Source organism: Hydrogenimonas thermophila, assembly GCF_900115615.1.
Taxonomy (GTDB): domain Bacteria; phylum Campylobacterota; class Campylobacteria; order Campylobacterales; family Hydrogenimonadaceae; genus Hydrogenimonas; species Hydrogenimonas thermophila.
On the sequence record NZ_FOXB01000008.1, the window covers coordinates 1 to 23,106 of the forward strand.

21 protein-coding genes are annotated in these 23,106 nt (G+C 35.0%); 9 read left to right on the forward strand and 12 right to left on the reverse strand.

All coding sequences use genetic code 11. The features are described 5' to 3' along the window. Nucleotides 1-357: 357 nt before the first annotated feature. The 11 genes from BM227_RS04070 to yajC all read right to left on the reverse strand — a co-directional run bounded on the left by BM227_RS04070 (nt 358) and on the right by yajC (nt 14,136). Entirely contained in the window at nt 358-1,155 is a 798-nt protein-coding gene (locus BM227_RS04070; RefSeq protein WP_092911459.1) for a DNA ligase, read from the reverse strand. Nucleotides 1,156-1,164: 9 nt separating this feature from the next. Further along, on the reverse strand, nt 1,165-1,545 hold the full coding sequence (locus tag BM227_RS04075; RefSeq protein WP_092911460.1) for a nucleotidyltransferase domain-containing protein: 381 nt from the start codon (nt 1,543-1,545) through the stop codon (nt 1,165-1,167). A 13-nt stretch (nt 1,546-1,558) separates the two neighbouring features. Beyond that, nucleotides 1,559-4,966: an SNF2-related protein gene (locus BM227_RS04080; RefSeq protein WP_092911462.1), complete on the reverse strand. Its 3,408-nt coding sequence runs from the start codon at nt 4,964-4,966 to the stop codon at nt 1,559-1,561. 16 nt (nt 4,967-4,982) lie between these two features. Next, nucleotides 4,983-6,128, reverse strand: coding sequence for a bifunctional folylpolyglutamate synthase/dihydrofolate synthase (locus BM227_RS04085; RefSeq protein WP_245757021.1), 1,146 nt, complete (start codon nt 6,126-6,128; stop codon nt 4,983-4,985). Continuing rightward, nucleotides 6,125-7,657 carry a GGDEF domain-containing protein gene (locus BM227_RS04090; RefSeq protein ID WP_092911463.1) on the reverse strand — a complete coding sequence of 511 codons (1,533 nt, stop codon included), beginning with the start codon at nt 7,655-7,657 and terminating at the stop codon, nt 6,125-6,127. The genes BM227_RS04085 and BM227_RS04090 overlap by 4 nt, the downstream gene beginning before the upstream one ends. Next, nucleotides 7,654-8,220 carry an LPS assembly lipoprotein LptE gene (lptE, locus tag BM227_RS04095; protein ID WP_092911465.1) on the reverse strand — a complete coding sequence of 189 codons (567 nt, stop codon included), beginning with the start codon at nt 8,218-8,220 and terminating at the stop codon, nt 7,654-7,656. Before lptE ends, BM227_RS04090 begins: the two co-directional genes overlap by 4 nt. Nucleotides 8,221-8,274: 54 nt before the next feature. After that, nucleotides 8,275-10,719, reverse strand: coding sequence for a leucine--tRNA ligase (leuS, locus tag BM227_RS04100; RefSeq protein WP_092911466.1), 2,445 nt, complete (start codon nt 10,717-10,719; stop codon nt 8,275-8,277). Between the two features lie 237 nt (nt 10,720-10,956). Further along, nucleotides 10,957-11,277 carry a nucleotidyltransferase domain-containing protein gene (locus BM227_RS04105; RefSeq protein ID WP_092911468.1) on the reverse strand — a complete coding sequence of 107 codons (321 nt, stop codon included), beginning with the start codon at nt 11,275-11,277 and terminating at the stop codon, nt 10,957-10,959. A gap of 48 nt (nt 11,278-11,325) precedes the next feature. Then, nucleotides 11,326-12,297: a protein translocase subunit SecF gene (gene secF / locus BM227_RS04110; protein ID WP_092911470.1), complete on the reverse strand. Its 972-nt coding sequence runs from the start codon at nt 12,295-12,297 to the stop codon at nt 11,326-11,328. 2 nt (nt 12,298-12,299) lie between these two features. Next, nucleotides 12,300-13,862 (reverse strand): protein translocase subunit SecD, encoded by a 1,563-nt coding sequence (gene secD / locus BM227_RS04115; RefSeq protein ID WP_092911471.1) that lies wholly within the window; start codon nt 13,860-13,862, stop codon nt 12,300-12,302. Further along, on the reverse strand, nt 13,852-14,136 hold the full coding sequence (gene yajC, locus BM227_RS04120) for a preprotein translocase subunit YajC (RefSeq protein ID WP_092911473.1): 285 nt from the start codon (nt 14,134-14,136) through the stop codon (nt 13,852-13,854). The genes secD and yajC overlap by 11 nt, the downstream gene beginning before the upstream one ends. Before the next feature lie 15 nt (nt 14,137-14,151). Here yajC and BM227_RS04125 point away from each other — a divergent pair, with 15 nt between their 5' ends. The 4 genes from BM227_RS04125 (at nt 14,152) to BM227_RS04140 (ending at nt 17,551) form a co-directional block, all read left to right on the forward strand. After that, complete coding sequence (locus BM227_RS04125) at nt 14,152-15,378, forward strand: apolipoprotein N-acyltransferase (protein WP_177201986.1); 1,227 nt, start codon at nt 14,152-14,154, stop codon at nt 15,376-15,378. A 139-nt stretch (nt 15,379-15,517) separates the two neighbouring features. After that, the gene (cysK, locus tag BM227_RS04130; protein ID WP_092911476.1) at nt 15,518-16,435 is read left to right on the forward strand and encodes a cysteine synthase A; all 918 of its coding nucleotides are present in this window, start codon (nt 15,518-15,520) and stop codon (nt 16,433-16,435) included. Between the two features lie 74 nt (nt 16,436-16,509). Continuing rightward, on the forward strand, nt 16,510-17,082 hold the full coding sequence (locus BM227_RS04135) for an aminotransferase class IV family protein (protein WP_092911478.1): 573 nt from the start codon (nt 16,510-16,512) through the stop codon (nt 17,080-17,082). A 16-nt stretch (nt 17,083-17,098) separates the two neighbouring features. Continuing rightward, on the forward strand, nt 17,099-17,551 hold the full coding sequence (locus BM227_RS04140; RefSeq protein WP_092911575.1) for a hypothetical protein: 453 nt from the start codon (nt 17,099-17,101) through the stop codon (nt 17,549-17,551). Between the two features lie 49 nt (nt 17,552-17,600). On the opposite strand, the gene BM227_RS04145 is transcribed toward BM227_RS04140, so the two are convergent. Further along, nucleotides 17,601-18,506: a LysR family transcriptional regulator gene (locus BM227_RS04145; RefSeq protein ID WP_092911480.1), complete on the reverse strand. Its 906-nt coding sequence runs from the start codon at nt 18,504-18,506 to the stop codon at nt 17,601-17,603. A 189-nt stretch (nt 18,507-18,695) separates the two neighbouring features. On the opposite strand from BM227_RS04145, the gene BM227_RS04150 reads away from it, so the two are divergent. The 5 genes from BM227_RS04150 to smpB are packed head-to-tail and all read left to right on the forward strand — an operon-like array spanning nt 18,696 to nt 23,057. After that, entirely contained in the window at nt 18,696-20,741 is a 2,046-nt protein-coding gene (locus BM227_RS04150) for an ATP-dependent helicase (RefSeq protein ID WP_092911481.1), read from the forward strand. A 3-nt stretch (nt 20,742-20,744) separates the two neighbouring features. Beyond that, nucleotides 20,745-21,569, forward strand: a complete 825-nt coding sequence (gene truB, locus BM227_RS04155) for a tRNA pseudouridine(55) synthase TruB (RefSeq protein ID WP_092911483.1) — start codon at nt 20,745-20,747, stop codon at nt 21,567-21,569. Further along, nucleotides 21,563-21,799, forward strand: a complete 237-nt coding sequence (gene csrA / locus BM227_RS04160; RefSeq protein ID WP_092911485.1) for a carbon storage regulator CsrA — start codon at nt 21,563-21,565, stop codon at nt 21,797-21,799. Before truB ends, csrA begins: the two co-directional genes overlap by 7 nt. 18 nt (nt 21,800-21,817) lie before the next feature. After that, on the forward strand, nt 21,818-22,591 hold the full coding sequence (locus BM227_RS04165; RefSeq protein ID WP_245757022.1) for a 4-(cytidine 5'-diphospho)-2-C-methyl-D-erythritol kinase: 774 nt from the start codon (nt 21,818-21,820) through the stop codon (nt 22,589-22,591). 7 nt (nt 22,592-22,598) lie between these two features. Further along, the gene (gene smpB / locus BM227_RS04170; RefSeq protein WP_177201987.1) at nt 22,599-23,057 is read left to right on the forward strand and encodes an SsrA-binding protein SmpB; all 459 of its coding nucleotides are present in this window, start codon (nt 22,599-22,601) and stop codon (nt 23,055-23,057) included. Nucleotides 23,058-23,106: the final 49 nt, after the last annotated feature.

Below are 23,106 nucleotides of genomic sequence, written 5' to 3' on the forward strand. Positions count from 1 at the left end.
TGATAACAATTATCTATGCCATCTTTAAAAACAATGAACCTTATAACCCCTCTCGTGTTTTTGCTATGGTTAGACAGTGATAAGTTAAAGAACTAAAGCTAATTTACTTCAAATTGATGATGGAATTGTAATAGTGCCATCACCTTTTAATTGTCAATCAAACCAACTTAGTTTGATTGTAAAAGCACTCTAATCTAAAGTTATAATTTTAGATTAAACTCTTAAAAGTGCTTTCAAAATCAAACTCATTTCAAGAGAAAAATCTCTTGAAAATTGGTTGTTTTTAAAATAGCTTTAAAAAGCTATTGCTTTTTTATTTTTTTGTCCTTTTTAAGTTATTTTTTATAAAAAGGCTAATTAGATGTTATCTCTTACTCTTAAAAATACAGGAAATCTAGGTTTTCCTTTTTTAGTAAACTCTTTGTACTTAAATGTAATGATTGTACCAATTTTAGGTGGATGTTCTCTAAAAGCATTGCTAAGCCCTGAGCCTATCTTAAAGCGTGTACCATCTTTTAATTGACATTCAATCGCTCCAACTTTTCCACGAAACTTACCTTTACCCTCTGTATAACCAACAATCTCGCACTCCGTATCGTGAAAACGTTTGACTTTAAGTGCTTTGGATGTTCGCTTGCCAATATATGGAGTATTCGGAACTCTTACTACAACACCCTCTCCACCATTTTGTTCTACCTCATCTAAAAATCTTTTCAAATCATCTTTTGATCTTATTGGAAGTTGAGTAATAATCTTAATTACTTCACCTTCATACGATTTTATTTTGGCAAGTCGTTCAAACAGATTACCTTTGGCATTTGGTACATCAAAGATATAATGTTTAATCTTTTTCCAATCACTACTAGGTCTTTTATCTCGAACAGTTGAAGAGATAAACTCAAAATCTCCTCTTTTACTCCAAAGCTCACCATCAATAGCAAATGGTGGATAATCTTTTATAAACCAGCTAGGAGCGTGAATTACTTTTCCGCTTCTTGTCAATAACTGCTTACCATCCCAATAAGCTCTAATCCCATCAAGCTTCTCACTCATAACCCATCCAGTAATATTCTGATCTGTATAGACTTTTAAAAGTAAAAGGTTTGGTTTTGAAGCAAAGAGTAAAATGGGAAGTAGTAGCAATAGGAGTCTCATTAATTTCCTTTATTTATTGTATTTTGTAAATACTCTTGAAACTTCATCTTCACTACCTTTTAATATGATAAAACTATCTTTTATACTATCAATTATACAGCTATTCGCACAACTTAGATCAACAATATCAAAATCACACTCATCCAAATCAAAAATTTCTCCTATCAAGTCATAAGCTTTTGCCTTTACTCCCCAGCCATCATCAGCCTTTTCATCCATTAACAACGCAAAATCATAATCACTTCTTAAATGCTCTTTTCCCTCTGCTCTACTTCCAAAAAGTAGTGCTACTTTAACAAAGGAAAGCCTTTTATCATTGAAGAACTTTTTTAAAGTCTCTATATCTAACTTCTTTGTGGTACCATAAATCCTACTCTTTTCATAAAACATAAAACCTTACCGCCTACTTTCCAAACAGGCTCTCAAGCTCTTCATCACTCATCTTGCCTATCCAGCTTTCACCTACACTTACGCTAAGGTTTTGAAGCTCCTCTTTTGCTTTGATCATCTTGTCAATCTTCTCTTCAAAACTGTTTTGCGTAATAAACCTGAAAACATTGACATTTTTTGTCTGCCCTATCCTGAATGCTCTGTCGGTTGCTTGGTTTTCAACAGCCGGATTGAACCACAAATCGTAGTGAATGACATTGTTGGCACTTGTTAAATTAAGCCCTACTCCACCTGCCTTTAAAGAGAGTATGAAAATCTTTTTATCCTTATCGTTGTTAAAGCTCTCTACCAATTCATCTCTTTTTGACTTGCTTAAACTACCCTTCAAATATAGTGGTTCTAAAAGTAGTTCTCTTTTTATAATCTCTTCTAAAATATCTCCCATTTGGGTATATTGGGTAAAGATGAGCACCTTTTCATCTCTCTCTATTATTGTCTCTAAAAGTTCAAGCAGAAGTTTCGATTTGCCTGAAAGTTTGTAGTCAAGATCATAAGAGTTATCAAAGTTTTTTGGATGGTTGCAAATCTGTTTAAGCGATATGAGCAGTTTAAAGATGAGTCCGCTTCTATCTTTTGAGTCACTCTTTTTAATATTGTCCATCATCTCTTCAAGAAAACTTCCATACAGAGCCGCCTGCTCTTTCTCCATTGTAATATATTGATCAATAACTATCTTTTGAGGCAGATCATTTATGATCGTCTTATCTGTCTTTAAGCGTCTTAGCATAAATGGAGCGGTAATATTTTTTAGACGCTTTGCAATCTCTTGGTTTTTGTTTATCTCTATCTCTTTGGCATACTCTTTTTGAAAATCTTTTAGACTCTTTAGATATCTTGGAATAGCAAAATCGAAAATACTCCAAAGCTCACTTAAGTTATTTTCAACAGGTGTTCCACTAAGTGCCACTCTATAACGAGACTTAATAGCTTTTACGCTTTGTGCAGTTGATGTCAAAGGATTTTTTATATTTTGCGCCTCATCTATGACTATCATATCAAACTTTTGCTCTTTAAACTTCTCTAAATCCCTTCTTAAAATCTGATATGAAGTCAAAATGATGTCACTATCTTTAAACTCCCTACCCTTTCCATAATATATCGAATAGCTTAGAGTCGGTGCAAACTTCTCAATCTCTTTTGACCAATTGTTTAGCAAAGTTGTAGGTACTACAACCAAAACAGGTTTTTTAACCAACTTCTCTTGCTTTAAAAAAAGCATAACCGCTATTGCCTGAAGTGTTTTACCAAGCCCCATATCATCGGCTAAGATCACTCCAAAACCATTTAAAAGATTATTGACAGCCCATAAAAATCCACTTTTTTGATACTCTCTTAAAGTCGCTCTCACAGGTGGTAAAGAGTACTCTTTGAGTTTGAAAATATCATCTATGAAAACTTTTAGAGTCTCATCCAGTTCCAAATCATCATTGAAATTAAGATGTAGCAGATCAAACTTGCTCAACTTTTTATGTTTTTGCATCTGTTTAAAGATGTAATCGACCTCTTTAGGATCGAGATAGATAAACTGCTCTTTAAATTTAACAAGCTTTTTACCACTCTTTAAAAGCTCTTCAAACTCCTCTTTTGAAACCTCTTTATCACCAATTGCAAGGAAAAAGTCATACTCTAAAAGTTTATCAAGGCTCAAAAAGGTGGTTAAGTTTTGGGACTTCACTGTTGCTCTGATTTTTAGTTTTGGACGCAGAAGCTTTTGCAACTCTTTTGGAATAACCACACCAATTCCAAGATCTTGTATGATCTCCTTTTGCTCCAAAATAAACTTTTCAAGCCTCTCAAAATCTAAAATAACCTCTTTTTGTTTTGTTAAACTCTCTATCTCTTGAAGTGTGTCAGCAAATTTAACAATCAGTTTATAGACTGTAATTCTACTCTTCTCATCATCTATCTTATGGATATTTTTACCATTTGCCAAAAACTGCATAGTGTAGTCATTATCTCTGTTCTCTATGACAATGGTAAACTTTATATTGCTATGCAGAATATCAAAAATAGAGAAGTAGCGATCAAGACTTTTTAAGCTATCTCTTAACTCAAAACTCTCTGTAACTCTTTTACCTCTAAAAAGAAGATCAAAAAGAGTCTCATATATCCTGTCACCTTTACCCTTTTTCATAGGGAAGTTCAAGGCTTTGGTTAGCTCACTCAAAAATATTGAGAGCAAAATCTCATTGGTCGACTTTGGAGCCAATGCCTTTTTATCGACATATAGCACCTCTGGAGTTAACTTTTGTAACTCAAGTAACTGCTTTTGAATACTTAAAGGTGATAGAAGCGGTTTTGCAATCGCTATGTAACTTCTATTATCTTTTAAAATATCAAAAACAAATCCGTTTGCATTTGAGAGCAGATAAGCAACCCTGAAAAAGTGGTAAAAGTAGTTAAACTTCTCATTACCTTCACTACTTGAAAATGCCAAAAAGAGCCTTGCAAACTCTAAAATAGAGAGTTCAAGAGTATCACTTTCTTTACCAAAAAATTTCTCAATACTCTCTCTTGTTAAAAGAGAGTGAGTTATTTCGATCCTGTAATCTAAAATATTTTTAGAGCTTACTACTTTAAAATCTGCCGTTTTAAACACTCTCTCAATCAACTCAATATGCTCATTTTGATCAGGGTAAACAACAGTAGCCAAAAATCTGTTTGCAAATTTATAAAAATCACCTAAAACTTTATGAAAGTCTATAGATACAAATGATGGATTTGGTTGAAGTTTTGAGAGAATAAACTCTTTAAAATAATTAAACTTTATAATATCAATCTCTTCATTTACTACTGTTTGACCTTGACTCTCTTCAAGCTCAAATGGGTATGCTATGTCTAACTCATTCTCTATTTTGTAGTGGTTTATTAGCTCAACACCTCTTATCTCAAAGAGTAAAAATGGATTATTGTCTATCATTGAGGTTAAAACAAAATATACTCCTGCCATATGTTTACAAGGATCACCCCAATCAGGACAACTGCAACTTCTTTTTAATTCACTAAAATCTTTGGGAAAGAGTTCTATGCCTTCGATTTTGAGCAGTTCTAAAAGTGTTGATGGAAGCTCACCATTAATGATAGAAGCTAAAATAAGCGGGTTTGAATCGATAATAGAGTAGATTTTTTCTATCTCTTTAGAAGAGAGCGGATTGAACTTTAGTTTTACATTGTAGTATGGGTCCCAATTACCTCTGACCTTAGCTTTTATCTCATTTTTGTTAACAGATAGATCATAAACTTTTCCGCTACTTGCATAACTTCTTCCTCTGCCAACCCTTGCATCATAGCTATATAACCTATTTAGTGCATCAAGAAAGTAACCGCCCCATACACTCTTTCCATAAACTGGTCTTGCCATACATAAACCTATTAATTTAAATCATTTTTAAAAAAGCCTCTGCAGTATAGAATGATCCAAAGACTAAAAACTCTTCCTCTTCATTTATGCTTTTAAAATCACAGTATGGAATGTTTAATTCTTCTACAATACTCTTTAACCTATCTATAGCCATTTGTCGCTGGGTTTGGATAGGAATTATCTCTACACGTTTGATTACTGGAGATAAAATAGAAAGAATTGTTTTTGCATCTTTATCTTCAAGCGTATTGTAAACTAAAACGACTTTTTTGCCTTTCAATGCTTTTACAATAGCAGATGCCGCCAGCTCATTATGCCCTACATCCAAAATAACGTTTGTTGCTATCTTTTCAAAACGCCCTCTAAGCTCAACCCTTTCAGGAAGAGTGCCAAAATCATCAAACCCTAAAAGTTTCATTGCTGCAACTGCTGTTAAAGCATTATCTTTTAAGTAGTCAGCCCAACCATTAGTTGCTAAATTCTTATAAATTTCATCACGCTCATTAGAATTTAAAATCTCTTGAGTCAAGTAGATTTCATATCCTTTTTCAGTTGCAATGTGTTTAGCTACCTCTAAAACAATCTCAGGCTGATTTGGTGAAAGGAGTGCCTTTTTGTCTATACTTCTTAGTTTAGTAGCAGCAATCTCTTCAAGACTATCTCCTAAAAACTGCTGATGATCCTTGCCTATTGGTACAATGATACTCAAATCTTTTTCTACAACATTTGTTGCATCAAACTCACCACCAAGACCTGCTTCAAGAACAATGTAATCACACCTTTCAAATGCTGCAAGAGCCAAAAGTGTCGTATATTCAAAATAGCTTAAAGAGTTAGCAACATTTTCAGGCAAAAGTGAAAAAACCCTCTTATGTGCTTGCTCCAATCTTTCATCATCAATATCTCTACCATTTATCCATATACGTTCATTGAATTTTAGAATATGAGGAGAAGTATAGTGTCCAACACTAACTCCTTTTGAAAGTAACAAAGAAGAGAGAATCCGTCCTGTAGATCCTTTACCATTGGTTCCAACAAGATGAATAACTTTACCAAGCTTGATATGCGGTTTTATATACTCATATGCTTTAGGCATACGGCTAAGATCTATTACATCATAATAGAGTGGTTTACTATTTAAAAACTTTTCAAGTAATATCAATTTACTACCTTGTTTCTTCCACCCTTTTTTGCTTTATACAAATTTTCATCGGCTTGCTTTAACATAGACTCAATTGAACTATGATTTGCTCTATCTGCTACCCCGCCACTTACTGTAATAGGAATACGGGTATCTTTGTACATAAATTTACTCTTTTTAACTATTTCACGAAGTTTTTCGGCAAACTGTAATGCACCCTTCTTGTCAGTTTTTGGCAAAACTACCAAGAATTCCTCACCACCCCACCGACCAACAAAATCAAGGTCCCTACTATATCTGCGAAGCAATTTTCCAAATGATGCCAATATAACATCACCAGCATCGTGACCATATGTATCATTTACAGATTTAAAGTGATCTATATCAAATAAAACAACAGCATAATTGTCACCATACCGTTTATATGCTGACTCCTGCTTAGATATAAAATCATCTATAGCACGACGATTAGGTAAATTCGTCAAAGGATCTGTTGTAGATCTCTTTCGCTCCTTACGCAATGCCTCTTCTAAAATTTTAACTCGTTTTCTAAGTGCATTTACCTCTTCATGAGAATTATGCATCTCTTCATTAAGATTTTTGGTTTCGCTCTCTAGTGAATTGGCTATGGCAATAAGCTTTGCATGTATTACTTCGAATGAATCAGCCTTTAAATCTATACTTCCAAGTTCTCCCTGTATTGCACGTATAGCTTTATGATTATTATCACCCCAGTTTATGACATTTACTAAAGTTGAACTAATGTGCTCAATTACAGAGTCAAGCTCTGTTATCTGCTTAACAACTGCTTTTTTGTCAAGTTCTATTCTCTTTTGTATCATATACTTCAAATCATCTATCATAGCTTTTGATGTTAGCAATTCAGGATTAGAGCGGATCTGATTACTAACTGTTGCTAATTCATCATCCATTCCAGAAGCAATAGATGGTGTCATTGAGGCTATCACTATTTGTGCTACCTCTTGTAAAGAGATATCACTCTTTTTACTCTTAATACACTCTATAATAGCATCAACCATTGCTTCTAAATCACTTTTATCAACCTTACAGTATATATCAAGTCTATCAAGAAAAGAGTCATCATAGTCAATAACAAAATTGTTCCAATGATCTCTTATAGCATCTATCTCTACTTTATCTAAAAATGAAGCAATTTTATCTCTATCTACTTTTGCCATTTTAGAAGCTGTACGATCATGTAATAGTTCTATGACTTGCAATAGACGCTTAGTCAACAGAACATATGCCTGAATGATTTCCCCACTCTTTTTTGCATCAGTACGAGTTAACTCTGCTGCAAGAAGCCGAACCAATTGATCCACATTCTGAACATCACGCTTTTTTACCATCTTTTTTATATCAGAAGGAAGCTGGTTAACAAACTTCTCAAACTTTTGGCAATCTTCTACTATTACTTTTGCTCTTTTAGCTTCTTGACAAAAATATTCACTATAAACATCAGGAGTGAGTGTCAAATTTCTCTGTTTAATCTGTTGTAACGTTTTACGAATAATATCTTGTATTGTCATAACACAGTTCCTCGCATTGACATAAGCGAAACAAATGAGTCAATAGCCTTTTCTGCTCCAAACCTGATAGCTTCAAAGCGTTTAGCATCAGATATAACTGCATTTGGTTCTATTGGAAAATCATAATAACCTACTACTTTCTCAAACCCTTTTTTACCATTTACTATATAGCTTATGTTTAGTGTTACTTTAGCCCTGTAAAATATTGCATATCCATTTGAATCATATTGAATAGGACTAAAAGAAACTCTTTCAAACTTTACTTTCAATTGTGTTGTAGCATCTTTTTTAGATGTTAATTTTGCATTGAAACGACTAATAACAGCTTCATTAAGAGCATCTTTGACTAAGACGGCATTTTCAGGATCTCTTAAATAGACATCTACATCTACATATACTTTGTCTGTAAAGACTTTTTTAGTGTATTCAGTCATTGGTTTGTAGCCACAACCAGAAAGCACTATTGCAAATAGTATAATATTGAATGTTGAATGTTGAATGTTGAATGGTATTTTTTTAATTATGCTTTTAATTATTTGCCACACTTTTAACTCTTTTACCATTTTCTACCTTTATTTTCATCATTCATAATTCATAATTCAACATTCACAATTAATCTATTTAACAACTAAGTTGACCAATTTGTTCGGTACAACAATCTCTTTAACGATAGTTTTACCCTCCAACCATTTAGGAACAGCTGATTTTGCTATCTCTATAATCTCTTCTTTGCTTGTACCTGGTGCAACTTCAATCTGCGCTCTTGGCTTTCCATTGATTGAGACAGCCATAGGAATTGTATCAACTTCAAAAACCTCTTCTTTAACTTCGACAGAATCAAAGTTATTACACTTGAAGAGTTGCTCACTTAGTTCCCAAGCAATATGTGGAACAATTGGTTCAAGTAGATTTAAAATTATCCACATACCCTCTTGCCAAACTTGTGGATTTTTCTGTTTATCAAGTGCATTCAAGCTTTCCATTGTTGCAGCTATCAGTGTATTGAAAGTAAAGCGTTCACCATAAACCTCTTCACCTTTTTTGAGAGCTTCATAAACCTTTTTACGTGCCTCTTTCTCTACTTTGTCTAATGATTTATGATCAATCTCAGGTAGTGTTTCACACGGCTCACACTTCTGTGCACGATCATAGAGTTTTCTTAAAAATCGGTGTGCACCTTCAACGGCACTGTCATTCCACTCCAACTCTTGTGTTGGAGGTGCAGCAAAGAGAATGAATAGGCGTGCGGTATCGGCTCCATACTGCTCAATCAGTGCATCAGGGTCAACCACATTGCCCTTTGATTTACTCATCTTTGCACCATCTTTAAGAACCATACCTTGTGTTAAGAGACGTTTAAATGGCTCGTCAACATTTACATAACCTAAATCTCGTAAGACTTTAGTGAAGAAGCGAGCATAGAGCAGGTGTAAAATTGCATGTTCGATACCACCGATATATTGATCAACTGGCATCCAGTAGTCATTATCCTCTTGTGTAAAGGCGACCTCTTCCCACAAACGTCTTGGCGTCGCATATCGCAGGAAGTACCAGCTTGACTGGATAAAGGTATCAAGTGTATCAGTTTCACGTGTTGCTTTACCGCCACACTTTGGACAAGTACACTCTTTCCAAGTAGGATGATGATCAAGCGGGTTTCCTTCTCCAGTAATTTCAACATCATCAGGCAGTGTCACTGGAAGATTGGCTTTACTTTCAGGCACTACACCACATGTTGGACAGTGGATCATTGGAATTGGCGCACCCCAATATCGCTGACGGCTTACACCCCAATCTTTCAAACGGAAATTGATAACCTTTTTACCAAGTCCCTTCTCTTCAAACCACTTAATAATTGCATCACGCGCCTCTTGCCCAAAGAGACCATCAAACTCACCACACCCTTTTAGAACACCATCTTCAGTGTAAGCTTCATTTTCAGGCAGTTCACCCTCTTTTGGGAAAACAACTGGTTGAATTGGCAAGCCATATTTTTTTGCAAAATCATAATCACGTGTATCATGCGCAGGAACCGCCATAACAGCACCGCTTCCATATTCCATCAAAACAAAGTTGGCAACCCAAATCGGAACCTTCTTGCCTGTCATTGGATGGATAGCATTGATGCCAAGCGACACACCCTCTTTTTCAGCCATATTACGCTCACGCACAGGCATTCTCTGCATCGCTTCAATTTTGGCTTTTACTTCATCATCAAGCAGCCCTTTTTCGATCAACACCTTAACAAGCGGATGCTCCGGTGCAACGGCAGCGTAACTTACACCGCAAATTGTATCAGGACGTGTTGTAAAGACTTCAAAACTTTCACATCCCGTTTTATCTTTACTCTCTTCATCAAGTTTGAAAGCAAACTCAAGCCCCGTACTCTTACCGATCCAGTTTCTCTGCATTGCAATAACTTGGCTTGGCCAACCACCTTCAAGCTTTTTCAAATCTTCAAGCAGTTCATCGGCATAGTCGGTAATTTTGATGTAGTACTGATACATCTCTTTTTGCACAATAGGCGTATCACAGCGCCAACAGCATCCATCAATTACCTGCTCATTGGCAAGGACTGTTTGATCATGCGGACACCAGTTTAGATACCCTTTTTTACGATAAACCAGCCCCTTCTCCCACATATCAATAAAGAAGGCTTGCTCATATTTTGTATAGAGTGGATCACAGGTAGCAAACTCTCTCTCTTTAGAAAAAGAAAGACCTAGTGAAGCCAACTCTTTGCGCATATAGTCGATATTCTCATACGTCCACTTCTTTGGATGCACCTTATTCTTAATCGCTGCATTTTCTGCTGGCATTCCAAAAGCATCCCAACCAATTGGATGCAAAACATTATGTCCCTTCTTACGCCAGTAGCGCGCCAATGCATCACCAATCGCATAGTTGCGCACATGCCCCATATGAATACGCCCGCTAGGATACGGGAACATACTCAACACATACTTTTTAGGCCTTGACTTATCTTCACTTGGTTCAAAACTATTGTTCTCGTCCCAAAACTTCTGCCACTTCTTTTCGATCTCTGATGGATTATACTTCATAACTTCTCACTCACTTTTTTTCTTCTAAAGTAAAAAATCAAGTGTTATCGCAATAACATTTAATTTTCTACTTTTTGACTTCATCACTCTCTATCTCTAAAACATCACATACTTTATTAAAAAGTATTTCAGTAAAAAGTAAAACCTCTTGAACCTCCTCTTTAGGAGGAAGCATATAATTTGGGTTAGGATAAAGCTCCTCTTTAAAATAGTATGAGCCACTCTTTAGCTGCTCTTTTATTCATAAAGAACCTTAGCCTTCTTCTCTAACTCTACACGATAAAAGTAGTCATCACGATCTTTTATCATATCTTCAGAAGCTACTATAATATCAAAACCTATTCTATATTTCTCAATAAGTTTTCTAATTTTTCTTCTTATTTTAAGCTTATAGTCTCTAAATTCTTCTTTTGGTAAATTTTTAATGATAAAAAGATCAATATCACTCTCCTCATTTGGTTTACCATAAGCAAAACTACCAAAAAGCAAAACCTTTTCAGGTTGGAGTGGCTTTAAGTGTTCAACTATTTCTACTTTAAGAGTATTAATATCAACCATTTTACCACTCCTTATGAAAACTCTATGTGTAAAATAAAAAACTAAATCCTACACAACGCCTTGCTCATACATAGCGCGCATCTTCTCTTTCTCTTGCTCACGTTTTTTCTTCTCTGCCAATTTTTTACGATAATTTTCTACATCAAATCCCATCATCATCAACAGTGGTGATGCAATGAAAATGGAGCTGTATGTACCAACAATAATACCAACTAGCAACGTAAAGCTAAAGCCGTGAATAATCTCTCCACCCATTAAAAAGAGTGTAAGCACAACAAAGAAAGTAGTAAGAGATGTTAGTGTTGTACGAGAAAGTGTTCTTGTAACTGACTCATCTATGACATCAGCTAACTTAGAGCTTTTAACAGTTGTAAGCCCCTCTCTAATACGGTCAAAAACAATGATTGTATCGTTCAATGAGTAACCTAAAATTGTAAGCAGAGCTGCCAAAATGTCAAGATTAACCTCAACATTAAACAGAACCAATGCTCCCATAGCTATAGAGACATCATGAACAAGTGCCATAACTGAAGCTATTGCAAAACGCCACTCAAATCTAAAGCTTACATAGATCAAAATTCCAGCAATTGCAAGAACAAGAGCCATAATACCCTTTTCTCGCAACTCATTACCAACTTTAGGTCCAACCATATCAACGCGTCTTACCTCAAATTTGCCAGTTCCTTCTAAAAGTTTACGCGCTTCATCACCTATGTCAGTTCCAAGTTTTTTACTGCTTGTACGAACTTTTATGACAATTTCATCATCACTTCCAAAGAAATTTACAGATGCGCCCTCAAAGACTTTTGAAGTTTTGATTGCTTCACGCACTTTTTCTATTGGTGCTTTACCCTCATATTTTACTTGAACAACTGTACCACCAGCAAAGTCAATACCGTAATTAAACCCTTTAGTAAAAATGAGTAGTAAAGAGGCTACTACAGCTACCATTGATATAGCAAAAAATATCTTCGACTTGGACATCAAAGGGATCGGTTTTTTATATCTAAACAGTTCCATTTTTACACCCCTTTAATCCCAAACCAAAGGTTCAGTTTATTCTTATCAATTCTATTTTCAATCATTTGCCAAATGCCATGTGTTCCAAGAATAGCAGTAAGCATAGATGCCAAAATACCAATGCTCATAGTAATAGCAAATCCTTTAATAGGACCAGTTCCGTAAGCATAGAGTACAACAGCAGCAATCAAAGTTGTAATATTGGCATCCAAAATAGCACTAAATGCATTTGCATACCCCTGTTCTATCGCTTTTGCAACACTTTTGCCTTCATAAAGCAGCTCACGTATACGCTCATTGATAATAACGTTGGCATCAACTGCCATACCGACAGTTAAGACTATACCTGCCATACCAGGCAGTGTCAAAGTTGCTCCAAAGAGTGACATAATTGCCAAAATCAAAAAGAGGTTTACTATCAATGCCACATCTGCAACAGCTCCCGCTATACCGTAGTAAAGAACCATAAAGATAACAACAGCAACAAAACCTGCTATAAGTGCTATCATAGATGCTTTAATACTATCAGCTCCAAGACTTGGACCAACGCTTCTTTTTTCTTCCATAAACACAGGAGCAAGCAAAGCACCACTTCTTAAAGCAATAGCCACATCGTGTGCCTCTTTTACTGTAAAACCACCACTTATCTGTCCACTGCCGCCGCCGATGCGTTCACGAATAACAGGAGCGCTATAAACTCTGTTATCAAGTACAACAGCTAAACGTTTTCCAACATTTTTCCCGGTAAAATCGCCAAAAATCTGTGCACCTTGGGAATTGAGTGTAAAGTTGATAACAGGCTGGTTGTTTTGATCAAAAGCAACCCTTGCATCAGTCAGCATAGAACCATCTAAAATAGGAATCTCTTTTACAAGATATTTGCGATTAGGGTTTTGAGCGCCTTTTAAAATGACATCACCATATTGAGAAGCCTCTGATGGAGTCATACTATCAACATTTGCAGCACGGTCTTCATCTATTGCCATCAGTTGCAAATGTGCAGCTTTGGCAATTAGCTCACGTATACGCTGCTCTTGCTCAGGTGTTTTAATACCCGGTACTTCAACCAATATTTTGTCTTCACCTTGCTTGGCAACTGTAGGCTCTGCCAAACCAAACTGATCCAACCGGTTACGAATTGTATCTACTGCTTGGGTAATTGCATACTTTTTGACAGATTCAACCTCTTTAGGCGTTAATGAAATACTATATTTAAGACCATCTTTTTGAACTGCTATACCCTCTATCTTTTTTAATATTTCATCCATTTTAGGCATATCATCTTTGTCAAGAAGTTCAAAAAGAACTTTACCTTCTTTAACTTTGAATTCATCAATAATTAGATCTTCATCTTCAGCGGCATACTTTATAGATGATGCCAAAGATTTTATTTTGGATTTGATTGCTTCATCAGTATCAACCCCAAGAAGCATATGCAATCCACCCTGAAGATCAAGACCCAGTGTAATTTTTGGACCATTTAAGCCAACTAGAGTTGGCGCAGAGAGCGCCAACCCAAAAATTGCTGCAGCTATAAAGATAATTACACGATAATTAAGCTTCATCCTCAATCTTTCTTGCTACATAATCTGGAACAATTTTAACAATAGTTTCGTCATTAAGCTTGACTTTGATAAAATCCTCTTCAGGTTTAACCACTTCGGCAATCAAACCGCCTGTGGTAACTATCTTGTCACCTTTTTTTAAAGAAGCAACCATCTCTTTGTGCTGTTTCGCCTGCTTTTGTTGAGGGCGAATCACCAAAAAGTAGAAGATTGCAAACAAAACGAGAAGCGGAAACAATGAAGCTAAAATATTACCCTGTTCAGCACCTTGCATATGTTATCCTTTAATATGAAAAATTTGATACGCTATTTTAGCACTCCTACAATAAGTTTAGGCTTTTTTTCTTCACTTTTTTCCTCTGCCTTTATATATATGCACCACTTTAATATTCATTTGCCTTTACTTCAGGCACTATTAGGCATTGTAGCACTCTGGTTTTGGCTTAAACTTTCTCCAAAAGAAATGTTTTGGAGCGGCTTTTTTACAGCAATTTTTTGGTTTTACTGGATAGCTCTTAGCTTTCGTTACTATGATTTAAATTGGATGATTCCGTTTGTTATTGTAGGAATAGGAATTATATTCGGTATTTTATTTAGATTAATAGCAGCATTTCCTCATATCTTACTTCGAGCAGTTGCAATAGGTTTAATAGAGTACCTGCATCCACTAGGATTTGACTGGTTCCGCCCTGCTTTAATGTTTACAAATTCAGCTTTAGGCGATCATATATGGCAACTATGGATCATAATATCATCCTTAACCATATTTATAATGATAAAACAAAAAACAAGATACCTAGCCCTGTTATTGATCCTTCTATCGATCCAATATTCAACATTTAACACTCAAAATTCAACATTAAATATTCAACTGGTTAACACAAACATAGATCAAGATAAAAAGTGGGATCCAAGATATCTTCATCCAATTGTAGAGTTAAATATGCAAGCAATTCAAAATGCTCTCAATAACAAAAAAAAGGCTGTAATATTACCAGAAAGTGCTTTCCCGCTTTTTTTAAACTATGAAATAGAGCTAATGAAAAAATTACTTGATTTAAGCAATAACATCACTATTATAACAGGTGCTCTTTATGCAGAAAATGGAAAGTCTTATAACTCAACATACCTTTTTAAAGATGGAAAAGTACGAGTTATGCATAAAGTAATTTTGGTTCCGTTTGGGGAAGAGGTTCCACTTCCAAAATGGATGGCTAAATGGATAAACGATCTCTTTTTTGATGGTGCAAGCGACTATGCTACAGCAAGAGATGTTAGTGATTTTAAAATGATCGGTAAGCTCTTTAGAAATGCAATTTGCTATGAAGCTACCAGTGATAAACTTTTTGAAGGAGATCCAAAATATATGGTTGCAATCAGTAACAACAAGTGGTTTACCCCTTCAATAGAGCCAACTCTTCAGCATCTGCTTCTTCAAATGCAAAGCAACCGTCACAGCACAACCATTTTTCACTCTACAAATGGACCAATTACTGGAATTATAGTGCCTCATTGATGATTTATATAGTTTTTTCATAACCTTCCATTTACTTTTCTTATGCTAACATCAGTTAGATAAGAGTTAGGAATTAGGAGTTAGGGAATTTCCAAGCTCTGAACTCTGAACTCCGAACTCCAAAAAAAGGAGTAACTAAATGAATATTGCAAATGATATATCTGAATTAATTGGAAAAACACCTCTTGTAAAACTAAACTTTGCAAGTAAAGAGACAGGTTGCACTATTTTAGGCAAATGTGAATTTATGAACCCTGGTGGATCTGTAAAAGACAGAATTGGGAAAAATATGATTGAAGAGGCTCTAAAACGAGGTCTTATTAATGAAAACAGTACAGTTATTGAGCCTACCAGCGGCAATACAGGAATTGCTCTTGCAAGCATCTGTGCAGCAAAAGGAATAAAACTCATACTTACAATGCCTGAATCTATGAGCCTGGAGCGTAGAAAACTTCTTTCTGCTCTTGGAGCAAAGCTGGAGTTGACTCCGGCAAAAGATGGGATGAAAGGTGCCATTAAAAGAGCTGAAGAGCTTCATAAGACAATAGAAAACTCTATTATTCTACAGCAGTTTGAAAACCCGGATAATCCAGATATTCACCGAAAAACTACAGCAAAAGAGATTTTAAGAGACACAGAGGAAAATGTTGATATTTTTGTAGCAGCAGTAGGAACAGGAGGAACTATAACAGGTACCGGTGAAGTTTTAAAAGAGTCTTTGCCAGATATTAAAATTGTTGCAGTTGAACCAAAAGAGTCTCCAGTACTTATAGGTGGTAAACCAGGTCCTCATAAAATTCAAGGAATAGGTGCAGGTTTTATTCCAAAGATTTTAAATACAAAAATTTATGATGAAGTTATAGAAGTAAGTAATGAAGATGCTTATGAGACAAGTCGTCGCATTGCAAAAGAGGAAGGAATCTTAGTAGGTATCTCTGCAGGTGCCAATGTATATGCCGCTATGCAGGTTGCAAAACGTCCTGAAAACAGGGGGAAAATAGTTGTTACTATACTTTGTGATACAGGGGAGAGATATTTAAGTACTGAACTATTTTAGGAGTTAAGGGTTAAGAATTAGGACTTAAGGTATTTCCGAACTCTGAACTCCTAACTCAATATAATGGAGTCATTATGCTAGTTGAGACTATATCTATATTAGATGGCAAAGCTTTACATTTGGGTTATCATCAGGAACGCTTAAATAGAAGTCAAAAAGCTCTTTTTAGTAGCTTTACTCATATTAGTTTAGATAAAATTATAAAACCTCCATCAAGCAATAGACAACTTAAATGTAGAGTTATTTATGCAAATGGGTTGGTAGATGTAAGTTACTCAACATACAACCCAAGAGTAGTTAAAAATCTAAAACTTATTGAATCAAATATCGACTACTCATTTAAATATAGCAATAGAGAAGAGTTAAATGAACTGTTTGCCCAAAAAGGCAATGCTGATGATATCTTGATAGTCAAAAATGGTCTAATAACAGATACAAGCATTGCAAACATTGCTTTTTGGGATGGATATAAATGGATTACTCCAAAATCACCTCTTTTAAAAGGTACTACAAGAGAACGTTTGCTAAGAAATGGTTTTCTCATTCAAAGAGATATATTTATAGATGAAATTGAAAAATTTGAATTATTTGCTCTGATGAATGCAATGATTGGATTTAAACCTATTAAAAATGGTACAATTTCATAAAAAAAGAGGTACCAAAGTGCTAATCGATATGATAAAAGAGCGTGAATTTCAAGAGATAATGGATGCACATATTAAAGATATCCTTTTTTACCTTCTTGAAAGTGATCAGCCATTTGGATTGCTTTGTAACTTGAAATATGTAACCTTTGACCCTCCACTACCAGAAGAGTTAGCTGAACTACTACAAGAAGTAACACTTTTTATGATTGCAGGATACACTTTTGAAAGTTTTGAGATAGAAGATAATATTATATTTTTTGAAGCTGGTTTTGGACCGGAAAACTTTGGAAGTGTAGTAAGTATGCCTGTTTTAGCTATTTTACAGCTACTTGTAGAAGAGACACCAATTTTAATAAATATGGCACAACCTATGACAGATTTTAAAACTGAAAAAGAAGACTCAGGTGTAAAAAGCTCTCTTGAAAACTTTTTAAACAATCCAGAAAATAGAAAATTTCTTAAAAAGTAGGGTTTGGAGTTAAGAGTTAAGAAATTTCCCAACTCCTAACTCCTGATGCCTAACACTTATGCTGCTGAAGATAATTGACTACATTTTCAATAAATGCGTCATGTTTACCCTCTTTAGAGTATGCAATATATAGTTTTCTTTTAATGCGGTGACCTCTAATTCTTGATTCAAAAAGTTGTCCATTTTCAATCTCATCAGCTATTGCAACATGTGAAATAAACGATACAACAGGCGGTTTTCCATCCTCTTTATCAGCTTTCAAAATAGTAGCTTTAAGTGTAGCAGAGCTGTCAACTTCATATAGAACATCAAGGTTTTTACACTCAACACCTATCTCTTCAAATACATCTTTTACCATGCGTCTTGTATGTGACGCTTCATCACGGCAAATCCATCTGAAATTATTCAAATCTTCCGGCTTTAGTGTTTTAGGAAGTGGCTGGTTACTGAAAACTACCAACTCATCTTCAAGCCACTCTCTATAAATAATATCATCTTTAAATATTGGAGACTCAATAAGACCTAGATCAATTTGTTTGTTAAGAATATCATCAATAACCTGTTCAGAAACCTCAACTTTTACCTGAACATCGTTTCGTATAGCATTTTTTATGTTATTTAAACATTTTCCAGGAATTATGAAGTTACCTATAGTAAAAGATGCACCTATTCTAAAAGTAATCTCTTTATTTATTATTTTTATCAGATCTCTTTCTGCATTTCCTATACATTTTTCTAAACGTACAGCTATACGATAAAGATCTTCTCCCTCTTTTGTTAATATGACACCATTTTTTTTGCGCTCAATTATTTTGCAATCGAGATATTTTTCGATAAACTTAATCTGCTGGGTAACTGCAGGTTGAGAGATACCTAGCTTGGCAGAAGCTTTTGAAAAACTGCGTTCACGAATGACTGTCAAAAAAGTTTCAAGTTTAGCAAAGTCCTTCAGCATAACTATTCCTTAAGATTTTTATTTGTTATTCTACCAGATAAATATTGCAAAATCAATAATTTTTTGTTATTTCACTAACTTTTCACTTGAAATATAAAAACTTGAAATTCTTATCTTTGACAAAAGTCAAATTTATTTTTTGCTATACTAAATAGAATTCATCATATTAATAAGTAGCAGAAACAAATTATGGAAAAAATATTAGAACAGTTAAACCCCGAGCAGCGTGAAGCTGCATCACATATAGATGGACCTATGCTTATTTTAGCAGGTGCAGGCAGTGGAAAGACAAAAACAATTACAACAAGACTTGCATATTTACTATCTATAGGCATTGATCCGGCAAATACATTAACGCTTACTTTTACAAATAAAGCAGCATCAGAGATGAGAGAGCGTGCTCTTTCTATGATAGATAATCCAATCTACCCTCCACTTTTATGCACATTCCATAAATTTGGTCTGCTCTTTTTAAAATTCAATATAGAAAAACTTGGACGCAAAAATGACTTTGTTGTCATAGACACAGATGATAAAAAGCGAATTATTAAAAATATAAATAAAGAATTGCCTACATCTTTAGTTGCCAGTGAAATATCTAGATATAAAAACTCTTTGGTTAAACCAGATGAAGCCATTGCTCAGGCAACACAGCCAAATTACAAAATGATTGCTTCTATTTATAGAACTTATCAAGACTATTTATTGGAAAACAATCTTGTAGATTTTGATGATCTTCTTATGCTGACATATGACTTGCTTGAACAAGATTCTAATCTTAGAAAAGATATCAGTAACCGCTATCAATACATAATGGTAGATGAGTATCAAGATACAAATGAACTACAACTGCAACTTCTTAAAAAGTTATGTGATACTCATACAAACCTATGTGTAGTTGGAGATGATGATCAGAGTATTTATGGATGGCGTGGTGCAAATATAAAAAATATTCTCGAATTTTCCAATATGTTTGATAATACAAAAGTTATAAAACTAGAAAGCAACTATCGCTCTACCAAGGAGATACTTGAAGCTGCAAATCTGCTTATAGATCACAATCGCAACCGCCTTGGAAAAAGGTTGGTAAGTACAAGAGGCAGCGGAAAACCTATAACTCTCTTTCAAAGCAGTGATGAAAATGAAGAGTCAGATAAAATCGCACGGGCTATCAAAGAGTTAATAGATAGCGGTGTGTCAGCTGGTGAGATAGCTGTTCTTTATAGAATCAATGCGCTCTCAAGGTCACTTGAAGAAGGGTTAAACCGTGCAGGAATAGCATATCAGATGGTAGGCGGTGTAAGATTTTATGAACGTGCTGAAATAAAAGATGCAATAAGTTATTTGCGAATCATAGCAAACAGCCACGACGATTTTAGTTTTAAAAGAGTCATAAACAGACCAAAACGCGGAATTGGCAAAGCCACAATAGAAAAAATTGAAAAAGCTGCATATGAAAAACGTTTGTCAATCTTCCAGTTTTTAAGCGAAACACCAAAAGACGAGCTATCAAAACTGCTTAGTAAAAAAGCTTATGCTTCTGTTATACAGTTAATCAATGATCTTGAAACTCTGCAAGAGACTCTAAACCGTTCAACAATGGATTTTATAGAAATTTTAGACAATATAATAGGATTGAAAGAGTACTACAGCTCTATGCCTGACGGTATGGAGCGTGTTTTAAACTTAGATGAATTTTATGGACTATTCCGTGATACAATCAAAAAAAATCCTCAAATAAGCCTAGATGAATTTTTAAATGAGATATCTCTACAAAGTGATCAAGATCAAATTAATGGAGAGCAAATTTCTATTATGAGTGTACACGCATCAAAAGGATTGGAGTTTGCTCACCTCTTTGTCATAGGAATGGAAGAGGAGTTTTTTCCACTTCTTGGAGACGGATGCGACATTGAAGAGGAGAGAAGACTCGGATATGTAGCTATGACACGAGCTAAAGAGACTTTGACACTCTCAACTGTTCAAAGCCGATTTCACAAAGGAAGAAGAAAACATCTTGAAAAAAGCCGCTTTCTTACTGAGGCAGGACTTCTTAAAGGCTCTTTGGTTTTAGAAAAATCTACCAACTATAAAAAAGGTGACTTAGTCAAGCACAAACTGTTTGGAATGGGTCGTGTTCTTGAGGTAACCCGCTCTGGACGTAATTTCAAATTAAAGATCAATTTTGGCGGGAATCACAGAGAGATACTGTCATCTTTTGTAGAAAAGATTTAAGCAATGAGTAGTAACCGTCTATTTGTTGCCCGCAAACCTATGTTTATAGGTTCAAATAAATTTTTATCACAAATCAAACGAAAATATGGTGTTAAAAAAGCAGGATTTTCAGGAACTCTAGACCCATTTGCCTGCGGTGTGCTGATAATTGCTTTTGGTCAATATACCAAACTTTTCAGATTTTTAAAGAAGAGTCCAAAAACATATAGAGCTACTCTTTGGCTTGGAGTATCCAGCCCAACACTAGACATTGAAAAAATTAACAAAATAGAGAATATTCCTCCTTTTGAAAAAAATCTCATTTACGATGTAGCATCTTCATTTGAAGGTATTTTTACATACTATCCGCCAAAATTCTCTGCAAAACGAGTAGATGGAAAACGAGCTTATGATTTAGCAAGAGAGGGAAAGTCTGTTGAACTATCCCAAATTTCATCAACTATTTACTCTATTAAAATAATAAATTACAATCACCCTTTTGTTACTTTTGAGGCAACGGTAAGCGAAGGAACATATATTAGATCTCTAGCAGAAGCTATTGCCAAAAAGCTTGGATGCAGTGGAACGTTAAGTTATCTTGAGCGCATTCACGAAGGCTCATTTGTTTATGAGAATGAAAAACCTCTTAATCCACTGGAGTATCTACAACCACCATTAAATCGTTATTTGGGAAATCCAAATGATCTCATTTTAGGTAAAAAATTATCAGCCAATCAGTTTGAAATATCCAAGCCTGGAATATATACCGTAGTTTTTGATAAATATTTTGCTATTATAGAGATAAAAGATTCAGTCTACTATCTGCTCAATAAGGTACAATTATGCTAGTATTAACACGAAAAGTTGATGATGCCATACGTATTGGCAATGATATTGTTATTACAATTATATCTATCGATAAAAAAAATGTTCGCATAGGAATTGATGCCCCTGAAGATGTAATGATACTGCGTGAAGAGCTTGTTCGTGCAGTAGCTGAAGAGAATATAAAAGCTTCAGGAAAAGCAGAACTAGGAATACTAAACAGCTTGAAAGAGAAATTAAAAAAGAAACCTTAACATACAGGAAATTGACTGGTGAAGATAAAAGCTCCTGCAAAAGTAAATATATTTTTAAAAATCACCGGCAGTAGAGGTAATTACCATACTCTGCGTTCCAGATTTTTGAGAGTAGATGAACTTTATGACACTGTTACATTTACCAAAAAAAATAGTAATGCAAATCCATATAATGGCTTCAGTTTAGAGTGCAATGTAAACCTTCCTGGAAAAAATACAATCTCTTTTGCTTATGAACTACTTTGCGAAAAGTTTGATATTGTAAAAAAGTTTTTTAAAGATTATAAAGTTACACTGGACAAAAAGATCCCAGCTGGAGCTGGACTTGGCGGTGGAAGCTCTGATGCAGCTGCCTTTTTAAACCTATGCAATGAAGTTTGTGAACTAAACTTGAGCTTGAATGAACTTGCAAAAATAGGTGAAAAGATTGGAGCTGATGTTCCATTTTTTGTTTATAATTACAAAAGTGCAAATGTTGAAGGAATTGGAGAGATTGTAACTCCATTTGAAGAGGAACCGCCAAAACTAAAACTCTTTACTCCTCAAATCCACTGCGATACAGTAAAAGTGTACAAAACATTTAGAAAAGAGTTTTTTCACATTGCAGATAAAATGAGTGGAGCTAAATGGCTTGAAACTGACTCTACAACACTTTTAAAAGAGCACGATAGAGAGAGTTTAAATGATCTTTTCCCTGCAGCAATAAGCGCCTATCCTGAGTTGAAAACTTTTATTAAACCAGACTACTTTTTCAGTGGCAGTGGAAGCACATTTTTCAAACTTGTAGTATAATTCCACTATGTCAATTAAAATAGTAACCAAAAACAAAAAAGCCTTTCATGATTATGAAATTTTAGAAAAACTTGAAGCAGGTATTGAGCTGCTTGGAAGTGAAGTCAAATCGATTCGAATGGGTCGGGTAAATCTCAAAGACAGCTATGTACGCATCATAAAAGGTGAAGTCTGGGTATTTGGTATGCATATATCTTTTCTTGAGAGTACCAACCCTCACTATAAACCAGATGAAAAACGCCCAAGAAAACTGCTTTTGCATAGAAAACAGATAGATAAATGGTATGGAAGGGTAAAACAAGAAGGTCTTGCAATAGTACCTTTAATGCTCTATTTCAATGAACGCAACAAGGCAAAACTTCAAATTGCTTTGGCAAAAGGTAAAAAGCTTCACGATAAAAGAGAGACTCTTAAAAGAAAAACCGCTGAGCGTGAAGCCCAGACGGCAATGAAGTACAGATATTAGTGCTTTTTGAGCTGAAAAATAGCCCAAGTCGGTGCAATGCCGACCGCAG

Excerpts from the sequence above, each read along its gene's own strand:
- csrA (WP_092911485.1), top strand. The coding sequence starts at position 21,563 with ATGCTAGTATTAACACGAAAAGTTGATGATGCCATACGTATTGGCAAT.
- secF (WP_092911470.1), bottom strand. The coding sequence starts at position 12,297 with ATGGAACTGTTTAGATATAAAAAACCGATCCCTTTGATGTCCAAGTCG.
- BM227_RS04135 (WP_092911478.1), top strand. The coding sequence starts at position 16,510 with ATGCTAGTTGAGACTATATCTATATTAGATGGCAAAGCTTTACATTTG.
- BM227_RS04145 (WP_092911480.1), bottom strand. The coding sequence starts at position 18,506 with ATGCTGAAGGACTTTGCTAAACTTGAAACTTTTTTGACAGTCATTCGT.
- BM227_RS04080 (WP_092911462.1), bottom strand. The coding sequence starts at position 4,966 with ATGGCAAGACCAGTTTATGGAAAGAGTGTATGGGGCGGTTACTTTCTT.
- secD (WP_092911471.1), bottom strand. The coding sequence starts at position 13,862 with ATGAAGCTTAATTATCGTGTAATTATCTTTATAGCTGCAGCAATTTTT.
- BM227_RS04090 (WP_092911463.1), bottom strand. The coding sequence starts at position 7,657 with ATGACAATACAAGATATTATTCGTAAAACGTTACAACAGATTAAACAG.
- BM227_RS04105 (WP_092911468.1), bottom strand. The coding sequence starts at position 11,277 with ATGGTTGATATTAATACTCTTAAAGTAGAAATAGTTGAACACTTAAAG.
- BM227_RS04125 (WP_177201986.1), top strand. The coding sequence starts at position 14,152 with ATGAAAAATTTGATACGCTATTTTAGCACTCCTACAATAAGTTTAGGC.
- BM227_RS04075 (WP_092911460.1), bottom strand. The coding sequence starts at position 1,545 with ATGTTTTATGAAAAGAGTAGGATTTATGGTACCACAAAGAAGTTAGAT.
- cysK (WP_092911476.1), top strand. The coding sequence starts at position 15,518 with ATGAATATTGCAAATGATATATCTGAATTAATTGGAAAAACACCTCTT.
- truB (WP_092911483.1), top strand. The coding sequence starts at position 20,745 with ATGAGTAGTAACCGTCTATTTGTTGCCCGCAAACCTATGTTTATAGGT.
- yajC (WP_092911473.1), bottom strand. The coding sequence starts at position 14,136 with ATGCAAGGTGCTGAACAGGGTAATATTTTAGCTTCATTGTTTCCGCTT.
- BM227_RS04070 (WP_092911459.1), bottom strand. The coding sequence starts at position 1,155 with ATGAGACTCCTATTGCTACTACTTCCCATTTTACTCTTTGCTTCAAAA.
- BM227_RS04150 (WP_092911481.1), top strand. The coding sequence starts at position 18,696 with ATGGAAAAAATATTAGAACAGTTAAACCCCGAGCAGCGTGAAGCTGCA.
- leuS (WP_092911466.1), bottom strand. The coding sequence starts at position 10,719 with ATGAAGTATAATCCATCAGAGATCGAAAAGAAGTGGCAGAAGTTTTGG.
- smpB (WP_177201987.1), top strand. The coding sequence starts at position 22,599 with ATGTCAATTAAAATAGTAACCAAAAACAAAAAAGCCTTTCATGATTAT.
- lptE (WP_092911465.1), bottom strand. The coding sequence starts at position 8,220 with ATGGTAAAAGAGTTAAAAGTGTGGCAAATAATTAAAAGCATAATTAAA.